The following is a 17,635-nucleotide window of genomic DNA, read 5'->3' on the forward strand; positions in this document are numbered from 1 at the left end:
GTTGGAAAGCTTATATTTGGGGGTGAAAAATCCCAAATTTCCCTCTCGAAAATTTGATATTTTCCAGAAGTGCGATCGCCCGCTACAATGAATTAAGAAGCCGGCACCGCCTTTTGTAATGAATCCAGAATCAACTCTCGCCAGATTACAAGCTACACTTCCCGACAATAAACTGCCTTCTAGCTACGGCGTTTATTTCAAAAATACCTTAGTAGCACTGTGTCACGCCCTAGAAGACCACATCTTGCAAACCAGTGGGGGGGGAGAACTAGAAATCAAACCCCTAGTGTTGGTGACATTCCAGCAGGGAAAATGGTATTTGCAAGAAGCCGATCGCTACTTTGATATTGCTAAGGCCTCTCGACGGGTTGTCATCGGTGCAGTAGCCGACAGCGGTTTTGCCAACCACAAAACCGGTCAATTAGAAAATGTATCTTTAATAAATCTCGATCCGATCGACCCCATAATCCAGGAATGGAATTTAATTATCCTCGCCCCAACCTACAAAGCCATGGTGCTTTGTCGCGAACTTTCACACCAAGAATACCAGCCCCAAGGTAAGCCAGAAATCGATATAGAAAGAAAATTCTACGGCTTGTGGTCCTTTGACCAATCTTTGGTGTCGGAGGCTGCAAAAATTTTTATAGAACAAACGCGACATTACGATAAGGCTTTGGCAGACCAACTGCTGCAACTTTACGGAGAAATCCTCACCACCGTAGGCCCACCCCTAGCAGACATTAGCGGGGTAGTGTCGCGGATCGTGACTTACTTGCAAAGTTCTCAGCAGCAAATGGTGGCTATTAACCGCCAAACCCGTGACTTATGGGAATTGGAAGGTCAAGCCCTGCGCGTGAGTCGCAACTTGAACGCCAATAAACTTCAAGCTTTTCTGCGGATGGCCCAGCGCGTGGATGAACGCGATACCGCAAATCCCACCGCGTCTTTGCAAGTGGCGGCATTGTCGGAAACTTTGGGTCAACTTCTCGATTTGCCAGCTTTGCAGTTGCGGCGGTTGCGGTTGGCGGGATTGCTGTTTCGAGTCGGGTTAGTTTCCGCCCCCAATGAGGTGTTTACTCAAACTCCCGATCGCTTTGACCAACAGACTCTAACATTTTGGCGCGATCGCAGTTTCATCGGTTCCCAACTGTTGCAAGCCATGCCGGAACTATCACCCGTAGCCGAAATTGTCAAGCATAAACTGGAACACTGGGACGGTAGCGGTAGGCCAGACGGTTTGCGAGGGGAAGAAATACCGATCGCATCCCGGATTTTGGGCTTGGTTGCCTGTTTTCAAGAGTGGACTCAAGGGCGGGGCGATCGTCCAGCCTTGGGTTTGACAGCAGCTTGGGAAAAGTGCCGGGAAATTAGTGGCAGTCGTTTCGATCCAGCCTTAGTAGATACTCTCGGCAACGTCGTCAGGTTGGCAGAAATGGGTTTGATGGAATTACCAAGTCGTCCTAGTCAACTACCTAATGTCTGGTTGGAGGATGCGGGCGATCGCACTCCCTCGGTAACTTCAGCATCTTAAATTGACCAATAACCAATGACCCTTCGACGCTACGCGGCACCGCTGGCGTAGTCGAAGGGCTCAGCGATGCCAATGACCAATAACCAATGACCAATGACCATATAAGTAATGACTAACATAGAAGCCATTTGCCAAGGCAAAATTAAATTGCTGTCCGGCTATAATTTAGCTGGCGCTGACTTATCGGGAGCCGAGCTCGCCGATACCGATTTGTCTCAAGCTAACTTGAGTGGAGCTAATCTCGCTGGTGCGAATTTGCAGCGCGCCATCTTGCGGGCCAACCTGCGAGGCGCTGACTTGAGCGGCGCTGACTTGCGAGGAGCAGATTTTCGGAATGCTGACTTGCGCGGAGTCTACTTTGGGAATGCTCAAGTTGGTGACGCCAGTTTTGGGGGAGCTTTTTTGGCTGGGGCGACGATGGGGAATTTGGATTTGAGCGGTGTCGATTTTCGTGGTGCCGATTTGCGGGCTGTGAATTTGGCGAGGGCAATTTTGCACCACGCAGATTTGAGTCATGCCAATTTGTCCGGCGCAGATTTGTCCGGTGCAGACTTGGAAGAAGCTATCCTGAATGGAGCCGTCATGCGTGGCGCTAATCTCACAGGTGCTAATTTGCTCTGTGCTGCGATCGAACACACCCTCTGGGATGGAGCATTACTCGATCGAGCTTGTCTCCAAGGCACCCCCCTGAGCCTTTAACATTCAAGAAGGCTCTGCACCTTGGCGTAGTCCAAGTCTTATTTTCCAAACAGATCCAAAAAACAATTCATTCTTATAATGTACATAAGCACAAGCTATTTTAACATTTCTTAATAGGGGGTTATAATAGCCAATGTAGATGAGCAAACGAATAAATGGTAGCAGCTTTGTTTAGCGGTACATCCTTTCAAGGTCAAAGTGGCGATCGCCTTGTCAGCAAAGTAGCAGGAGCTGCGATTGCGGCCTTATTCAAGCGTTCGGAACAGGCCCAAGCCAATATCCGAGTCGAACCTGTAGCCAAACTCTTGCAGGGAAGCATCGACGGTTTCGACTTCATTGGCAAAGGAATGTTAATGTACAACGGTCTTCGCATCGAAGTAATGGAACTCTACTTGCAAGCACTCTCCATTGATTTTGGGGCAATTTTTGCAGGTCAAGTTAAATTACGACAGCCTACCCAGGCAAATATGCGAGTAGTTTTGAGCCAATCAGACTTAACCACCTCATTCAATACGCCTTTTGTAGTTGAAAAACTGCAACGGCTCAATTATCAAGACCAGTCTCTGCATTTTCAAAACACCGAAGTCAGCTTCGGTGCCGATAAATCGATTCGGCTTCAGTCCGAAATTACCGTAGGCGATGCTGGCGAACCTGTCAAAATAGATATTACTGCTCAACTGCAAGTAGAGGAACGGCGTAAAATCCAATTTGTGAGCGTTACTTACGGCGGTGACGAGCAAGCAGTCAACTTGGGCAAAGCGATAATTGCCCACGTCAACAACTTGCTAGATTTAGACAAATTTGCTCTCGAAGGCACTCAACTGCGAGTAGACAGGTGTCGAGTCCAAAACAACGAACTGGTTTTTTATGGTTGGGCTGGGATTGACCATTTCCCCAAAGGTAAGTCCTAAGCTTCAGCCTTCTGAGCTAGTACCTAGTAACCGGCTTTGGCAAAAGAGAATTTTTCAACAAGCAAACAACCCGCACAGGCGGGTTTTGCTTTAGATTTGAGATTATATCGTTTTTGGTAGCATCGGAATAATTTAACCGCAGAGAACACAGAGGACACAGAGGGAGAGAATAGAGGGATGAATAATTCAGATGCTACCGGATTGGAGATTACACGCAAAGTGGGGCGGGTGCGTGATTCAATTGACTCAAAATCAGCACAGAGGTTGATTCGATCGCCTAAATTGCCTTGGTAAATTTAAATAATACATAAATCTACCCGAAGAAGAACAATGCTCGGATTTTATTTATTCTGTATATGCGTTGTAGTCTTGTCTCTCCTTGCCCAGCCCACCCACAGTCAACGACAAGAAAAATGGTGGGTAGAAATTATTACCAATTTTCCCCGCTGCACTTACTATTTTGGTCCCTTTGACAGCGATAAAGAAGCCTTAATCCATACTCCAGGCTATATCGAAGACTTGGAAAGCGAAGGAGCAAAAAGACTTAGTATAATTATCAAACGATGTCAGCCTTCGCAACTCACCATTTGCGAAGGTGAAGTCTCCGAAAGAGTAGCAGATTAATCTGTTTGAGAGTTGACAAAAATGCGAGCCACACTAATCTACAGGACTTTGACTTTGTATGACACTTCCTACAGCAACTCTCCTGATTGCTTGTCCAGATAGACTAGGAACTATGGATGAAGCGTACCAGAAGGAAATTTTGTATACCCTTAGTAGGGCTGCAAAGATGCCCACGTCATAGCTGTACTCGGCTTGACGTGGGAGTATGTCACAACGGATAGTTTTAGCCAGAGCCGTGCGATCGCACTTGCGTAACCGGGTGTTAGTTTATGGGAATAAAACAGTGGTTTTTGAGTGATAAAAATCCCACCTAACATCAATTTCGGAAACCAATAATCAATCACCCAGAACCAAAAACCAATAACTAAAGTCGCCACTTTTGTAAAATTTGTTGTTGCCATTGCTCAAAAGTGTGCATTTGTGAGCTATCATCTTTCTCAACCATAGCCCTCATTTGCTCCATCAACTCGATGGCCAGCGGTACACCAAGCTGCAATTTTTCCAAAACCTCCCGTTGAGCAAAAACGCTTTCCGGTGTTCCTTCTAAAATCAGTTGTCCCCCATCCATCACAAACACCCAATCAGCCCAGCGATAAATAAAATCTAGATCGTGACTTGCTAAGAGAATTGTAGTACCACTGGCGTGAATTTCTTGGAGTAAACCGATGAGTTGTCCCGTATGGCGTGGATCGAGATAGGCTGTAGGTTCATCTAATAGCAGTAATTTGGGTTTGAGAACCATGATATCAGCGATCGACACGCGCTTTTTTTGTCCTAAACTGAGATTGTGAATTGGTTGAGTAGCTAATTCAGTTAAATCAAATTGCTCGATCGCCTCCTGAACCATTCTAGCAATATCCGGTTGGGGCAAACCCAAATTGTACAACCCATAGGAGATATCCTCTTCCACCGTCGAAGCAACTAATTGATGTTCAGGATTTTGAAATACCAGCCCGATTTGTTGGCGCAATTGCATCAAATATTTGCGATCGTAGCGGAAGGGTTCATCTTCCCAGCTAATGATTCCCCGCTGCGGTTGATACAAGCCATTTGCTAATAGAAAAAATGTAGTTTTGCCACACCCATTTTGACCGATTAGCCCGCAACGTTTCCCGGCGGGTACTTTGAGGTTTAAGCCATGAATTGCCGATCGCGAACTACAGGGGTAGGAGTAAAAAGTCTCATGAAATTCCAGAATACATTTAGACATATCAGTTATTGGTTATATGAAAGAAATCAATACGCGGCGGATGAAACTCTCTCAAATTCAGGCTTTAATAGCAGTAGCAGACTGTGCAAACTTTAGCGAAGCAGCTTTGCAATTAGAACTTTCCCAGTCAGCAGTCAGCCACGCCATCGCCACTTTAGAAACCGAATTGGGAGTGCAGCTATTTCATCGGGGGCGACATGGTGCTCAACTGACACCTGTGGGAGAAAGGGTGTTGATTCATGGACATCAAATAGCCCGCGCCTTAGAAATGATGCTGAAAGAAGCGGATTTAGAAAAAGGTTTGCAGGGTGGCCAGGTGCGGATAGTTACGTTTCGGAGTGTCGCAACTCATATCCTGCCTGGTATTATAGCCAAATTTCGCGATCGCTTTCCCAAGATTGCCGTCAGCATCACCGAAGTCTATTATACCCAGGCTGTGGAAGAGGCTTTGCGATCGGGCAAAGCAGACATCGGCTTTGTCTCTCTTCCCATCTCCAATGAATTTGAAACAAGGGAAATTTTACGAGATAAATATATTGTATTACTGCCACCAAGTGCCAAATTACTAAATGCTAAGATTTCTTGGGAAGAATTAGCTGCTTATCCGCTGATTTTGCAGCCGCCGGAAACGGCTTGTTCGATACCACTTCGCAAGTATTTGGCAACTTCAGAGTTTCCCTTAAATATCGCTTACGAACTCAGCGAAGATTCAACTATTGTCAGTATGGTGGTGCAAGGTTTGGGTACAGCAATTCTGCCACGTTTGGCGGCGGAACCGATACCAGCCAAGGTAAAAGTTTGCAGTTTGCCAAAGGATTTTGAGAGGGTAATTGGGGTGGCTGTGTTGCGGGATGGGTTGTTAATTCCGGCTGTGTTTGCATTTTTGGATTTAGTTACAAGTGCCGCAGAGGTTGATATTGGGGGCGAGTTTCCGATCAACCCTTCATGAGAAACCAACGCCAGCTTCGAACAGGCAAGATGCCTGTTCCACAAGAATTATTAGTATTGTAGGGATACGGCACTGCCGTCTCCTGATTTCTGGTAATATCAAGAATCACCGCACCTGATTGTCGGTGAGTAATTTACTCTAATTCTCGAATACGATCGCCCCCAACCCACTCGTCCCAAATTTCATCATAATCATCGTAGCTGATATAGTGTAAGCCATACCAAGCTTTTTTCACCGTCGCAGGACACCACTCCTCGTCCTCATTTAGCACTTCCACAGATGAACCAATCTCATACATTTCGGGTTCGTAGGGACTAATGCGATCGCCCGTCACCCATTCTTCGGTACGATCGGCGATATAATACACTAAAAACTCGTCGTCTTCATTCCTATCCAAGATTTTAGCTTTGTACCATTCTTCTTCGTATTCGACTTCTACGCGCCTGCCAAAATGCGGATCGCTATCTCCTTCAACAATCGATAACTGCATTTGCGGATCGAAGTGATTCGTCGTGATAAACATCGACTTTTGATCCTCGATAAATGCTACTTCTAACTCAGCATAGCGAGCAAAATCGTACAGCGTAATCATCCCATCTTTATCTAAATCCACCACCGGATCGCCCTGCAATCCCTTTAATAACGATGCCGTAAAAGTCCATTCTCCCGTTGAAGTGTTGTGGGCATAGGCAGAGGTGACACAGGCATAGGAAATCTCAGTATCTCGAAGTTTCACTTCATCAATCAACCCGCCGGAATAACAGCAATCCGCCAAAAGTAAGGCTTTCGATCCATTAAAGTTTTCCTCAATATCATCAAAGATCGAAGAAATTGCCCAATGTGTTTCCGTATCGTCAGCTTGCGCGTCGTAGTTGTAAAAGTAATATTCGCCCGTGTCAGAATCCCAGCCACCATGTCCGGTAAAATACCAAATCAGCAGGTGATCTTCATCCGTATTAGACAAAAATTCGGGTAAACTTTCCCGAATAGTTTCTAAGGTAGCCTCTTTGTCTTGCAAATAGATAATTTGCTGATCTGGAACCCCACTTTCGCGAAAAAAATCTACCAACTGTGCGTCAAATCGTCCTTCAACCGCATCGGGAAAAGGGGAAAAGGTTTCAGAATCCTCCCATTCCAGAAGACCGACTGCAAAAACCCAGGTTGTTTCGGGGTTCCATTCCATAAGGGTTTCCTTGTTTTGTCAAATGTTTGCACCTCCAATTATACGAGTAAAGACGTTTTTGCGATCGCTCCGCACCCGCAAAAACCTCCGATTAGATAGTTGATTCAGATTCTAGGGTGAGGTTTAGACCACGATAGACTTGTTCGATCGCAAAGCTAAGGTTAATGCTTTTTAATTGTATGGTGTCGCCTTCTTTATAGTTAATGATGACCCATTCGCCATTATCTGTTTTCTGATACAAATCCATTTCGATGCTGGTGGAACTGACTAATAAATAATCTTGTAAGACAGGGTTGTGGCGATACATTCTAAATTTGCCACCGCGATCGTAAGCTTCTGTGAAAGTCGTTTGTTTGTCAAATGTTTGCTTCTCCAATTAATAAGAATAAAGCAGAGCCTGGTTGCGATCGCGATTTGAATAATCAGGCCAGATCGAGTTGAGCGGTTGTTCGCTGCACCATTTCCGGTTGATTTGATGGCATCATCCGAAACTCAGCAACATGTGTAATGCGATTAGACTTTGACGACCATCGCCATCGACATCCACGATGTCCAGAACCGCCTCGCAAAACGGCCGATAGCCTTGCTCAAAGTTTTCAGGGGTTACAAGCATACTGTTGGCAAATGCATTCTTGTATTCGGCTTCGCTGATACGACCATCTGCATTGGCATCGGCAGTGGTGACAAGACGCTGCCAAAGTTGCATGGTGAGGTCATATAACCGCTGTCGCGCTGCGGAATCAGGACCATGACCAAATGCCTCGCACATCTTGGCAACGGCCTGCTCGAAATCTGTTTTCTCAACGTAGCCATTGCCATCAAAGTCGTATCCTTTAAAACGTCGAGCGAGCTTTTTATTGAGAAATAGTGAAACGAGAGATTTACTGCGGTCATGCTTCGCCCCTACAGATATATTTGCAAATTCGGGATGCTCCCGACTGAATTTTCTTGTGGAACGGGCATCTTGGCAGTTCCTAAACAGGTAATTGACAATTATGAAACATCAAATTTGCAATAGATTCGCTACTTAGATTTTACCATCTCTCTCACCCAGTTGCGGAAATTCACCTCTGCTTCTACCTCATCTAACTGCGCTGCTGCCAAAAATTCGTAGAGCTTTTCTTTGGGGAGAATCGGAAAAGTGGGGCTGACAGACACTTCTAAATACTCAGAGTTTTCTAGCTGATAAATCCGCCATTCTCTACCATTGTATCTCCAAAACTCCGGTACTCCCATACTAGCATAGAGAGCTAGTTTATTAATATCAGTATGGGTGATATCTACTTCTACTACTAAATCGGGTGCTGGATCTGTGGCTAAATCTACGGTACGACCGGCTACGAGGGGCTGATTTTGGATGTAATAGGCATTGTCTGGTTCTGCACCGCGTTCTAGGTCCGATCGATCTAAGGTTGTTGAACCCATTGTTTTAATCTTCAAACTTAGTTCTACAGCCAAAATAATAATCAGTCGTTCGATTAAGCATCTGGAGAATTCGTGTTGTTCTAAAGGCATGGTAATTTCTAAAGTCCCTCGATCGAATATCAATCTAGCCGCTCGTCTATCGCCAAAAATCTTGAGCAGTTGTTGATAACCCTCCCAACTAATATCTCTAAACACCACTCGCTTTTCGCCTAGGGTTAACGGTGGTGCGATCGGCACAACAGAAATCATATGTTTATTTCCAGCTATGATATTTATAGGATAACACTATCGGTTTTAGATTTGGTAATTGGTAATTGGTAATTGGTAATTGGTAATTGGTAATTGGTAATTGGTAATAACTGCCAACTACCAACTGCCAACTGTCACCTGTCAACTGTCAGTGTTCTCTGTCGCAAAATAAATTCAGCTAGTGCTAAATCAACGGGAGTTGTCACCTTCAAATTAGTCTCTTCTCCCTCCACAATTCGCACTGGTAAGCCGCATTTTTCAAACAAAGCGGCATCATCAGTAACTTCCCAACCTTTCTCTCGGCCTTCTTGATGACACTTTTTCAATAATTGCACTTCAAATCCTTGGGGAGTCTGGGCAGCCCACAAATTGCTCCTTTCCGGTGTGTCTCGCACAATTCGATGCTCATCCACCACCTTAATCGTATCCTTGACCGGGATGGCAACAATCAAGCCGGGACAGCTCAAAAGTGCCTCTGAGGAGCGATCGAACAATTCAGCAGTTGCCAAACATCGGGCCCCATCGTGAATCAACACTCGATCGCTCTCAGCAGGCAAAGCCTGCAAACCGTTGTAAACTGACTCTTGCCTGGTGGCACCACCTTGAATCAGTTTCACAGGCTTAGTCAAAGATAAATCGCTCAAAATTGCTTCAAAATCGGGAAAATCATCAGGCTGGCCCATGATACCAATCCAGGTAATGTGCCCCGAAGCCTCAGCCGCCGCCAAAGTCCAACTCAACAAAGGTTTTCCCACCAAAGTCAGCAGCAGTTTGTTCCGCTGACTACCCATCCGTCGCCCCGAACCCGCCGCAGGAATTAATAAGTGCATTTACTAACCGTTTTTAACCCAACTACATATATATAATAAGAGCGTCCTGTACTCTTCAATCAGTGGTTTAGTTGTCAGCCCGTAGCTTTTAAGGTCTAGAAATACTATAAGCTGATAGCTGAAAGCCGATCGCTGAGAGCTACTTTGTATAAATAATAGTCCGATCGTTTATGATGCGAATACTAGCACTTGTCCCTGGTGGAATTGGCGACCAAATTTTATTTTTTCCCACTCTTGATGACCTCAAACAGTGTTATCCCGATGCTCAAATTGATGTCATGGTGGAACCGAGGGCAAAAAGTGCTTACCGAGTCTGCAAGTCTGTCAAAGAAGTCTTGACTTACAATTTCAAAGACCGGAATGCGATGGCGGATTGGGGTAATTTGCTAGGTGTAATTCGCGATCGCGAATACGAAGCAGTAATTTCCCTGGGTCAGCGTTGGACAGTCGGACTTTTGCTATGGCTGACGGGCATTCCCCAGAGAGTTGGCTATGCCGGAAGCAACAATAGTTTATTTCTCACCAATCCCGTACCGCTGAAAACACAACAGTACGCAGCTTCAATGTACCACGATTTGCTGCAAGGATTCAACATTAAAAATCCGTGTCCTGCGATCGCAATTAATGTACCAAAACAGGACATTCAGTGGGCGGAAGCCCAACAGCAACAGTTGGGGATTAAAGAAAGTGGTTACATTTTAATTCACGGCGGTTCTAGTCAGTTAGCTGTGTCTAAAGGTATTGACAAAATTTACCCGATCGACAATTGGAAGCAAATAATAGAAGATTGTCAAAAGCGACAGCCAAATTTACCAGTGGTGGTGGTTCAAGGGCCAGAAGATGCTGGTTTTGTGGCCCAACTAATCAAGTTGTGTCCCCAGGTGAAAGTGACATCACCCGATGATGTTGGCAAATTAGCCGCCATGATTGCTGCGGCTAATTTGATGATGTGTACAGATAGTGCGCCCATGCACTTAGCTGTAGCGGTTCAAACTTATACAATAGCTTTGTTCGGCCCCACCGATCCAGCAAAATTGTTACCTAAGAGCGATCGATTTTTGGGCATTAAATCTCCTACTGGGAAGATGGCGGACATCTCTCCTGAAGATGTTTTAAAGAAAGTTTGGGGCGGCTAAAAACTAGGATATCTTAGCTGATGCAAGCTGGTTCCCCGGCTCTGCCTGGGAACCCATATTCACTGGTTCCCCGGCTCTGCCTGGGAACCCATATCACTCTTGCTCTGCCTCGCTTATCGCAGCTTCACAGGAGGCAAAGCCTGGGGACGAGGAATCGTTTTCCGTAATTCCTCTTTCGCTCTTCGTTTTTCAACAAGCTCCCCAGGCTTTCCAAGACATACAATAGTAGACCCCACAATGATAACTTGAATAACAAAATCAATGACCTTAGAAATCTGACTTAAGCTACGTCGCTGCTATCAACTTCATATCCAATCATGTCTTTTTCGGAGAAGCATACATTTTGAGTTAAAGTATACTTTTTCTTGACAAACTACTGACTTTGTTATGACCATGAGTGGTAAAAATTTTTAAGGGCGATCGCACCTTCGATCCATTCAACTGTGCTTACCCAGAAGACTCAGCCGCCGCCGCGAGTCTATCCATCACAGCTCTACCAATCACTGCTAACTCACTAATCGGCATACATTGAATTTTCTTAAGCAGCTCGTTGGTATTGACAGGTTCCGGCATTGGTTTGCCTTCGAGATGAGCCATTAACTCTTCCATCGTAAAGCCCGCTCTTGCCGCAATCTGAGTCAAATTTTTCGTATCCGGGAGCACCTGACCTTTTTCCCAATACTGAACAGCAGCACCAGAGACTCCCAATAGCCTACCAAAAGCGCTAAAACTCAGGTCGCCACGCGCTAGCTTCACAACTTCGCTCAGTTTTTTCTTAGCTTCTGAGTCCACAGTATTAGTCACCAGATAAACACAACTCCTAGTTTACTTATCTACCAACAAATTTGTCTTTCGTGCTTGACAGCTAAAAATTTACCAGTTATTCTGTAAATACTTTTAAAATCGTAATTTTATTTATCATCGGTCGGGGAGAGCAAAATGAATCGCAAGACACGCCACACACGTCAAAGCCTTACAGCCTCCGGTTGGCTCAAACCCCAGTGCTGGCAAATCTCCAAAATAGAAGCAGCCGAAGCCCTCAGAATGCCCGTCAACCGCATAGTCAAAGTATACCCCAAACAACATCAGGTAATAGTCGTTTACCTGAACCAGAAAGGACAAAAATGCAGTTCCTTTTTCAGCTATAGACTGTTTGCCAGATGGCAGCAAGAGGCGATCGCCACAATTACCAGTTGTCGAAACCAGCAAACCTTAGCACCCCTAGAAATCATCGTACAGTATGACCTGGAACATTTCAAGTATCCAGTGGCGATCGCCGATGCAATTTGGGAAGCCCTACTCAACCGCATCCGCCAAGTCATCACAGAACAAAGGCTCAGCCTAGCTTGCGCCTAGTCCCCCATTAACCGCCACCTATGTTGATCATGGTTAATGCTTGGGAAAATCAATTCCTGAGATGGATATTCCTTGCATCTTCTGTACATATCGTCCTTGAGCCGCTACACACTCTGCCATTTTTTGAGCCTGTATAGGTTGACTCCTGGGATCTGGTGACGTGCCTCTATACTCCCATACACCACCACGACCACTATTTATTACGTTTCCATTTTTTTCTAAGATTAACTCTTCTCCGGTAGCATCAATATAGAATTTGCCCTTTTGAAAAGACACGCTGCTAATTGTGATATCTTCCACTCCCTTGTAAGGATTTGCAGGGCCCTTGACAATCTTAATACAGATTCTATTGTTTTTATGTGCAATTTCTCTCCGGGAATTATTGAACATGGTTCCTTGAGAGTAGTAAGTTCCTGTGGGTAGAATTGTAGAATCTTCTTGATTACTTTGAGCAGATGACAAGGATGAAATTGATAGAAGAATAGAACTAGCAATTAGTGTTTCGAGTACCCTAAATTTCACTTCCTATTAAACTCCATTAAAATTGTTTTTTTCGATTCAACACGATCATAAATTATCTAAAAACTCCTCTAGGGTGACATTTGCTTGGCGAATAATTCCACCTAGTGTCCCAGAATCTAATTCATCATGGATTGGCACAGTACAACTATCTATTTGCTCTACAACCCGAACCCGTTTGAGAAAAACGTGACCGCCATTTTGCCTATCTCTCCTGAATCCCAAACGCTGTAAAGACCCGATAGCTTCTCTACCTGAAATTCTTGGCAATTGAGACCAAGGTATAGCTGAATGGGAATTTTGCGACAGATTTTGAAGCCGAACGTTTAAATCTTCAATAATATTTTCTAATGTTTGAGTGTTCTCTTGGGCTGCACTGAGATCGCTTTCTAACTTATCTAATTCGCTCTTTAACTTGACTTTTTCTTGTTCTAAGTCAGCATTTTCCTCTTCTAGCCTTGTATTTTCTGCTAAAACAAAAACTTCCCAATCCCTTGCTTCTGCTTTGAACCGCTCTGATTCTGCCCTAGCTCCTTCTAGTGCGGCGGTCAGTTCATTAATATTAGGTATTATTTCTAGCTGTTGCTCTAGCCTACGAGATTGCTGTTGTATTGAATCTCGATCGCGCTTCAAAGCAGCTATTTTCTGATTGAGCGCTTCACTCCGCTGCTTTGCTTCAGATTCTCGCTGAGACGTTTCTTGCAACTCTTGCCGTAGCAATTGCAAGTCTTCTAAAGTTTGAGCAGCTTTTTGCTGTTGCTGTTCTTTAAGAGCCAGTTCGCTTTCATAAGATGCAATTTGATTTTCCAGTTCTCTCTTATTTTGCTCCTGTTCTTGCCGATAAGATTCCAGTGGGGGAGGGCGGGTTTATTTAACCTATCTACAACCAGAGAGGCTGTCGGTGAACCCGCCCCTACAGCTAATTGAGAAAGGTGCAAGATCTCATACCATTTTCATAAAGTCCTGCTATAGATGGAACTCTTAGCCCCCCCTTACCAAGGGGGGGTTGGGGGGGGTAGATCTGTCGTGCTACTTTATGAAATTGGTATCATTTTTTACCGATTACATCCGTCAATTCATCAGAGAACAAAGGCACACCCAAAAATGCGCCTAAGTTCCCTATCAACCAATCAATTAGAAGTAGAAGCAGCCAACTCAGCCAAACGTTCCTGCTGATCCTGAGAAATGCAAGTCTGAATAATCCCCTCAATATCCCCTTCCAAAACAGTATTGAGCGAGAAATTCTCCCCCAAACGGTGGTCGGTAGCCCGATTATCCTTATAGTTGTAAGTGCGAATTTTTTCCGATCGCGAACCAGTACCAACCTGAGCCAAACGCCGGGACTTCACCTCATCCTGCTGCTCTCGCAACTTCATCTCATAGAGCTTAGCCCGCAAAATCTGCATCGCCCGCTCCTTATTCTGCAACTGACTGCGCTCCTCAGTACAGAAAATCCGAATCCCCGTCGGCTTGTGAAACAAATCCGCAGCAGTTTCCACCTTGTTCACATTTTGACCCCCAGCACCGCCCGATCGAGCCGTACTCATCTCAATATCCTTCGGATCGATGTGAATCTCCACCTCATCAACCTCCGGCATCACAGCCACCGTCGCCGTCGAAGTGTGTACTCGGCCGCCCGCCTCAGTCACAGGCACCCGCTGCACCCGATGCACCCCAGCCTCAAACTTCAGTTTGCTGTAAACACTGTCGCCCGTAACTTCCAGAATCACCTCTTTAAAGCCACCCATTTCCGCCAGCGACTCGCTCACCAACTTCACCACCCAGCCTTGAGTTTGAGCGTAACGCGAATACAGGCGCAGCAAATCTCCCGCCCAAATACTAGCCTCATCTCCGCCAGTACCCGCGCGAATTTCCAACATAATATTCTTATCGTCGTTGGGATCGCGCGGGAGCAGCAAAACCTTCAAACGGGTTTCCAAATTCTCCAATTTTGACTCAAGTTCCTCAACTTCCAAGGCCGCCATTTCTTGCAATTCTCGATCGCCCGCAGCCTCTTTCAGAACTTGTTTCGCACCTGCTAAATCATCAGTCGTGGTTTTCCACAGATCAAAAGTATCGACCACTTCTTCTAAGGACGATCGAGCCTTCGCTACCCGCTGAAACTCATAATTATCCCTAGCAACATCCGGGTCAGCCATGCGGCGAGTCAACTCATGAAAAGTTTGCTCTACCGACTTCAATTTATCCAGTAAATAAGATTCAGCCATTGTCAGTTGTCCTCTGTCAATCGATTTGAGATTTGAGATTTGAGATTTGAGACTTGAGATTTGAGATTTTAGAATTAGACATCTCCAATAATTCCTGTGGGGTAGGCATGGGGCCTTCCCTTGCTAGCCTTTTGGGGAGATGTCTATTGAAGAGCAGTTGGAATAGAATGTCGATCCAACTCAACTGCTGGCAAGGGCAAGTCTTCAATCTAAAATCTGCAATCCGAAGGCGGTAAATTGTCAGTAGAAAAAAACTACTCTCAACAAACTGCGGACAAATGACAATCCGGCTACTTCTTCTTTTTGCCTTTAGCAGCAGCCTTAGCAGCATCCGCTTTCGGGTCTTCCATTTTGATCGGGCCAGAAGAAGCATCTGCCTTCGGCATTTCCACTTCCGTCATGCCATATTTCCGCATAAAGCGTTCCACACGACCTTCAGTATCAATAATCTTCTGAGTCCCAGTATAAAAAGGATGATTCCCAGACCAAACATCAACTTGCAACTTGGGTCTAGTAGAACCAACAGTCATCACAAGTTCCCCGTTGCAATAAACCTCAGCTTCGGGATACCACTGAGGGTGAATGCCAGCTTTCGCCATTGTTTTTTACTCTCTATTTTTTTTACTTTACAACCATTTTAGCCGTGCTCGGACTTGCGTACCAACAGCCGCCGTGATTTTGCCAGATGGGATGTGAAAGCACCCATCGGGGATCAGAAATAGACCTTGAAAAAAAGGAGGATGGAATCTGGATAATTTTTCCCTCTTCCTTCTTCCCTCTTCCCTCGGACTTGTTCCTGGTTCTCTCGATTACCGCTTGGAGTATTGAGGAGCCTTCCGAGCTTTCCGCAAACCGTACTTTTTCCGCTCTTTCGCCCGCGGGTCACGAGTCAAATACCCCTCAATCTTGAGAGGTTTGCGGTTATCAGGGTCTAATTGGCACAGTGCTCTAGCGACACCCAAGCGAATGGAGTCAGCCTGACCTGTCAACCCGCCACCTTCGACTTTTACTAAAATATCGTACTCATTTTCCAGACCCAAAGTTTCCAAAGGAGCCTTAGCCAGGGCCAAATAAGTTGGGTTAAATTGCAAGTACAAATCCCCATCTTTACCATTGACAGTCAATATCCCAGTGCCGGGAACCAAACGTACTCGTGCTACGGAACACTTGCGACGGCCAGTACCCCAGTACACCGCGCGGCCGGTATCTGTTGCTTGCATTACTCATTTCCTCCTGGAATCGTGTGAACAATTAATTCTTGTGGTTTTTGAGCAGCGTGCGGATGCTCAGGGCCAGCGTACACCTTCAGCTTGGTAAACAGTTGTCTGCCCAATGCTGTGTGAGGCAGCATTCCTCTAATCGCTTCTTCGACAATTCTTTCGGGCAAACGTGCTTGCAATTTCGCAAAAGTTTCGGTTTTCATGCCGCCCGGTCTTCCAGAGTGGCGACGATAGATTTTCTGGGTGCGTTTTTTGCCAGTAACAGCGATTTTGTCAGCATTGATGACAATTACAAAATCGCCGGTATCCATAGAAGGAGTGTAAGTTGGTTTGTGTTTTCCCCGGAGGTACATGGCAACTTCAGTTGCCAGACGACCGAGCCGTTGGTCGGCGGCATCGACCACGTACCAATTGTGCTCTAGGGAGTCTTGAGTAGGGACGTAACTTTTGTTCATTGTTTGTTGTGAGTTGTCTGTTAACTGTTAACTGTTAACTGTTGTCAGTTGTCAGTTGTCAGTTCTTAATTGTTAGTTGTCAGTTTTTAATTGTTAGTTGTCAGTTTTTAATTGTCAGTTGTCAGTTTTTAATTGTCAGCTTTTAATTGTTAGTTGTCAGTTGTCCTTAGTTTATATTAGTAGTTACCTAATGACTAATGACTACTGACTACTGACTAATGACTACTGACTACTGACTACTGACTACTGACTACTGACTAATGACTAATTTTGGCTGAGTGTCATACCAAACTTCGGGAGGAAAGGGAAAGTCCTGATAGCCAACTCGCAGCAGGCACAAACCTTGAGCGGGGGCGGCATATTTTACCAATTCTCGACGTTCGTTGACCCAGATATCTGTAAAATTTTCGATCGCCCTTTCCCCGCGACCCACCTGCACCAGCAAACCCACCAGCAGCCGCATCATCCCGTACAGAAACCCGCTCGCCTGAACCTCGATATAGATCGTAGGCCCACAACGGTGACACTCTGCTGCTTGTACGTCCACCCAAGAATGGGGCCTGGCAGACCCCGCGCGGTGGAAAGCTGCTAGATGGTGGTGCCCGATCAGGGGTACCATAGCTGCCTGAATCAAAGATTCATCCACAGGGGCGTGATAATAATGCCAAGCAAAAGGACGCACAAACAAATTAGGAGTCTGGTCTGTATAAAGGGTGTAGCGATAGCGCCGCCAACTGGCTGAGAACCGAGCGTGCCAGGTAGGTTCCACCTTTGCCGAAGCTCGAATTAAAATATCTTTTGCCAGTCGAGAGTTGAGAACGCTTGCCCAGCGGTGAGCTGGAATTGGGCCATCGGCATCAAAATGGGCTACTTGAGCCGCGGCGTGAACTCCCGCATCAGTTCTCCCAGCCGCGTGCAGCGTTACCGGACGCTCTAGAACAGTGGAAATTGCTGTTTCAATCTCTTCTTGTACTGTACGCTGATTCGGCTGTCGCTGCCAACCGTGAAAGTCAGTGCCGAGATATTGGATGACAAGAGCAACACGCTGCATCGATTTGGGGTTGTCGATTTCCGATTTGGGATTTTCAGTCATAAATCAAAAATATCCAA

At 45.6% G+C, this 17,635-nt stretch carries 22 protein-coding genes and 1 pseudogene; 7 read left to right on the plus strand and 16 right to left on the minus strand.

Annotated features, from left to right (window positions below; all coding sequences use genetic code 11):
* Nucleotides 1–118: 118 nt before the first annotated feature.
* The 4 genes from ACBR23_RS00860 to ACBR23_RS00875 all read left to right on the plus strand — a co-directional run bounded on the left by ACBR23_RS00860 (nucleotide 119) and on the right by ACBR23_RS00875 (nucleotide 3,765).
* On the plus strand, nucleotides 119–1,531 hold the full coding sequence (locus ACBR23_RS00860) for an HD domain-containing phosphohydrolase (RefSeq protein WP_371118579.1): 1,413 nt from the start codon (nucleotides 119–121) through the stop codon (nucleotides 1,529–1,531).
* 108 nt (nucleotides 1,532–1,639) lie between these two features.
* Nucleotides 1,640–2,230 carry a pentapeptide repeat-containing protein gene (locus tag ACBR23_RS00865; RefSeq protein WP_371114688.1) on the plus strand — a complete coding sequence of 197 codons (591 nt, stop codon included), beginning with the start codon at nucleotides 1,640–1,642 and terminating at the stop codon, nucleotides 2,228–2,230.
* Between the two features lie 155 nt (nucleotides 2,231–2,385).
* Nucleotides 2,386–3,141, plus strand: a complete 756-nt coding sequence (locus tag ACBR23_RS00870; protein ID WP_371114689.1) for a DUF2993 domain-containing protein — start codon at nucleotides 2,386–2,388, stop codon at nucleotides 3,139–3,141.
* Nucleotides 3,142–3,471: 330 nt separating this feature from the next.
* The gene (locus ACBR23_RS00875) at nucleotides 3,472–3,765 is read left to right on the plus strand and encodes a DUF1816 domain-containing protein (protein ID WP_371114690.1); all 294 of its coding nucleotides are present in this window, start codon (nucleotides 3,472–3,474) and stop codon (nucleotides 3,763–3,765) included.
* Between the two features lie 149 nt (nucleotides 3,766–3,914).
* Here the strand turns inward: ACBR23_RS00875 and ACBR23_RS00880 are convergent, their stop codons facing one another.
* Together ACBR23_RS00880 and ACBR23_RS00885 are read right to left on the minus strand one after the other, a co-directional pair.
* Nucleotides 3,915–4,142: a hypothetical protein gene (locus tag ACBR23_RS00880; protein WP_371118601.1), complete on the minus strand. Its 228-nt coding sequence runs from the start codon at nucleotides 4,140–4,142 to the stop codon at nucleotides 3,915–3,917.
* A complete protein-coding gene (locus tag ACBR23_RS00885; protein WP_371114691.1) occupies nucleotides 4,130–4,975 on the minus strand; it encodes an energy-coupling factor ABC transporter ATP-binding protein in 846 nt (281 codons plus the stop codon). Before ACBR23_RS00885 ends, ACBR23_RS00880 begins: the two co-directional genes overlap by 13 nt.
* 16 nt (nucleotides 4,976–4,991) lie before the next feature.
* On the opposite strand from ACBR23_RS00885, the gene ACBR23_RS00890 reads away from it, so the two are divergent.
* Nucleotides 4,992–5,924 carry a LysR family transcriptional regulator gene (locus ACBR23_RS00890; RefSeq protein ID WP_341737464.1) on the plus strand — a complete coding sequence of 311 codons (933 nt, stop codon included), beginning with the start codon at nucleotides 4,992–4,994 and terminating at the stop codon, nucleotides 5,922–5,924.
* Between the two features lie 133 nt (nucleotides 5,925–6,057).
* On the opposite strand, the gene ACBR23_RS00895 is transcribed toward ACBR23_RS00890, so the two are convergent.
* The 6 genes and pseudogenes from ACBR23_RS00895 to ispD form a co-directional block, all read right to left on the minus strand.
* On the minus strand, nucleotides 6,058–7,107 hold the full coding sequence (locus ACBR23_RS00895) for an agenet domain-containing protein (protein ID WP_371114692.1): 1,050 nt from the start codon (nucleotides 7,105–7,107) through the stop codon (nucleotides 6,058–6,060).
* 91 nt (nucleotides 7,108–7,198) lie between these two features.
* Nucleotides 7,199–7,447, minus strand: a pseudogene (locus tag ACBR23_RS00900) (Uma2 family endonuclease); the annotation flags it as partial.
* Nucleotides 7,448–7,588: 141 nt separating this feature from the next.
* Nucleotides 7,589–8,104, minus strand: coding sequence for an EF-hand domain-containing protein (locus tag ACBR23_RS00905; RefSeq protein ID WP_371121203.1), 516 nt, complete (start codon nucleotides 8,102–8,104; stop codon nucleotides 7,589–7,591).
* Nucleotides 8,105–8,130: 26 nt separating this feature from the next.
* Complete coding sequence (locus tag ACBR23_RS00910) at nucleotides 8,131–8,781, minus strand: Uma2 family endonuclease (protein WP_341737466.1); 651 nt, start codon at nucleotides 8,779–8,781, stop codon at nucleotides 8,131–8,133.
* Between the two features lie 45 nt (nucleotides 8,782–8,826).
* Nucleotides 8,827–8,898, minus strand: a complete 72-nt coding sequence (locus tag ACBR23_RS00915; protein WP_371118597.1) for a hypothetical protein — start codon at nucleotides 8,896–8,898, stop codon at nucleotides 8,827–8,829.
* Nucleotides 8,899–8,915: 17 nt separating this feature from the next.
* Nucleotides 8,916–9,611, minus strand: coding sequence for a 2-C-methyl-D-erythritol 4-phosphate cytidylyltransferase (ispD, locus tag ACBR23_RS00920; protein ID WP_341737467.1), 696 nt, complete (start codon nucleotides 9,609–9,611; stop codon nucleotides 8,916–8,918).
* A gap of 173 nt (nucleotides 9,612–9,784) precedes the next feature.
* Here ispD and ACBR23_RS00925 point away from each other — a divergent pair, with 173 nt between their 5' ends.
* Complete coding sequence (locus tag ACBR23_RS00925) at nucleotides 9,785–10,747, plus strand: glycosyltransferase family 9 protein (RefSeq protein ID WP_341737523.1); 963 nt, start codon at nucleotides 9,785–9,787, stop codon at nucleotides 10,745–10,747.
* 447 nt (nucleotides 10,748–11,194) lie between these two features.
* Here ACBR23_RS00925 and ACBR23_RS00930 read toward each other — a convergent pair whose 3' ends face one another.
* The gene (locus tag ACBR23_RS00930) at nucleotides 11,195–11,551 is read right to left on the minus strand and encodes a helix-turn-helix transcriptional regulator (protein ID WP_341737468.1); all 357 of its coding nucleotides are present in this window, start codon (nucleotides 11,549–11,551) and stop codon (nucleotides 11,195–11,197) included.
* Nucleotides 11,552–11,686: 135 nt separating this feature from the next.
* Here ACBR23_RS00930 and ACBR23_RS00935 point away from each other — a divergent pair, with 135 nt between their 5' ends.
* Nucleotides 11,687–12,103 carry a hypothetical protein gene (locus tag ACBR23_RS00935; RefSeq protein WP_341737469.1) on the plus strand — a complete coding sequence of 139 codons (417 nt, stop codon included), beginning with the start codon at nucleotides 11,687–11,689 and terminating at the stop codon, nucleotides 12,101–12,103.
* A gap of 33 nt (nucleotides 12,104–12,136) precedes the next feature.
* On the opposite strand, the gene ACBR23_RS00940 is transcribed toward ACBR23_RS00935, so the two are convergent.
* The 7 genes from ACBR23_RS00940 to truA all read right to left on the minus strand — a co-directional run bounded on the left by ACBR23_RS00940 (nucleotide 12,137) and on the right by truA (nucleotide 17,618).
* Nucleotides 12,137–12,625, minus strand: coding sequence for a hypothetical protein (locus ACBR23_RS00940; protein WP_371118576.1), 489 nt, complete (start codon nucleotides 12,623–12,625; stop codon nucleotides 12,137–12,139).
* Nucleotides 12,626–12,670: 45 nt separating this feature from the next.
* Nucleotides 12,671–13,342, minus strand: coding sequence for a type II toxin-antitoxin system HicA family toxin (locus ACBR23_RS00945; RefSeq protein WP_371118575.1), 672 nt, complete (start codon nucleotides 13,340–13,342; stop codon nucleotides 12,671–12,673).
* Between the two features lie 410 nt (nucleotides 13,343–13,752).
* Complete coding sequence (gene prfA, locus ACBR23_RS00950; RefSeq protein ID WP_371114696.1) at nucleotides 13,753–14,850, minus strand: peptide chain release factor 1; 1,098 nt, start codon at nucleotides 14,848–14,850, stop codon at nucleotides 13,753–13,755.
* A 290-nt stretch (nucleotides 14,851–15,140) separates the two neighbouring features.
* The gene (gene rpmE, locus ACBR23_RS00955; protein ID WP_341737472.1) at nucleotides 15,141–15,449 is read right to left on the minus strand and encodes a 50S ribosomal protein L31; all 309 of its coding nucleotides are present in this window, start codon (nucleotides 15,447–15,449) and stop codon (nucleotides 15,141–15,143) included.
* Between the two features lie 210 nt (nucleotides 15,450–15,659).
* Complete coding sequence (gene rpsI / locus ACBR23_RS00960) at nucleotides 15,660–16,070, minus strand: 30S ribosomal protein S9 (RefSeq protein WP_341737473.1); 411 nt, start codon at nucleotides 16,068–16,070, stop codon at nucleotides 15,660–15,662.
* On the minus strand, nucleotides 16,070–16,525 hold the full coding sequence (gene rplM, locus ACBR23_RS00965; protein WP_341737474.1) for a 50S ribosomal protein L13: 456 nt from the start codon (nucleotides 16,523–16,525) through the stop codon (nucleotides 16,070–16,072). Before rplM ends, rpsI begins: the two co-directional genes overlap by 1 nt.
* A 250-nt stretch (nucleotides 16,526–16,775) precedes the next feature.
* Nucleotides 16,776–17,618 carry a tRNA pseudouridine(38-40) synthase TruA gene (gene truA, locus ACBR23_RS00970; protein WP_371114697.1) on the minus strand — a complete coding sequence of 281 codons (843 nt, stop codon included), beginning with the start codon at nucleotides 17,616–17,618 and terminating at the stop codon, nucleotides 16,776–16,778.
* Between the last annotated feature and the right edge of the window lie 17 nt (nucleotides 17,619–17,635).

The organism is Microcoleus sp. (genome assembly GCF_041354475.1).
Classification (GTDB): Bacteria; Cyanobacteriota; Cyanobacteriia; order Cyanobacteriales; family Microcoleaceae; genus Microcoleus.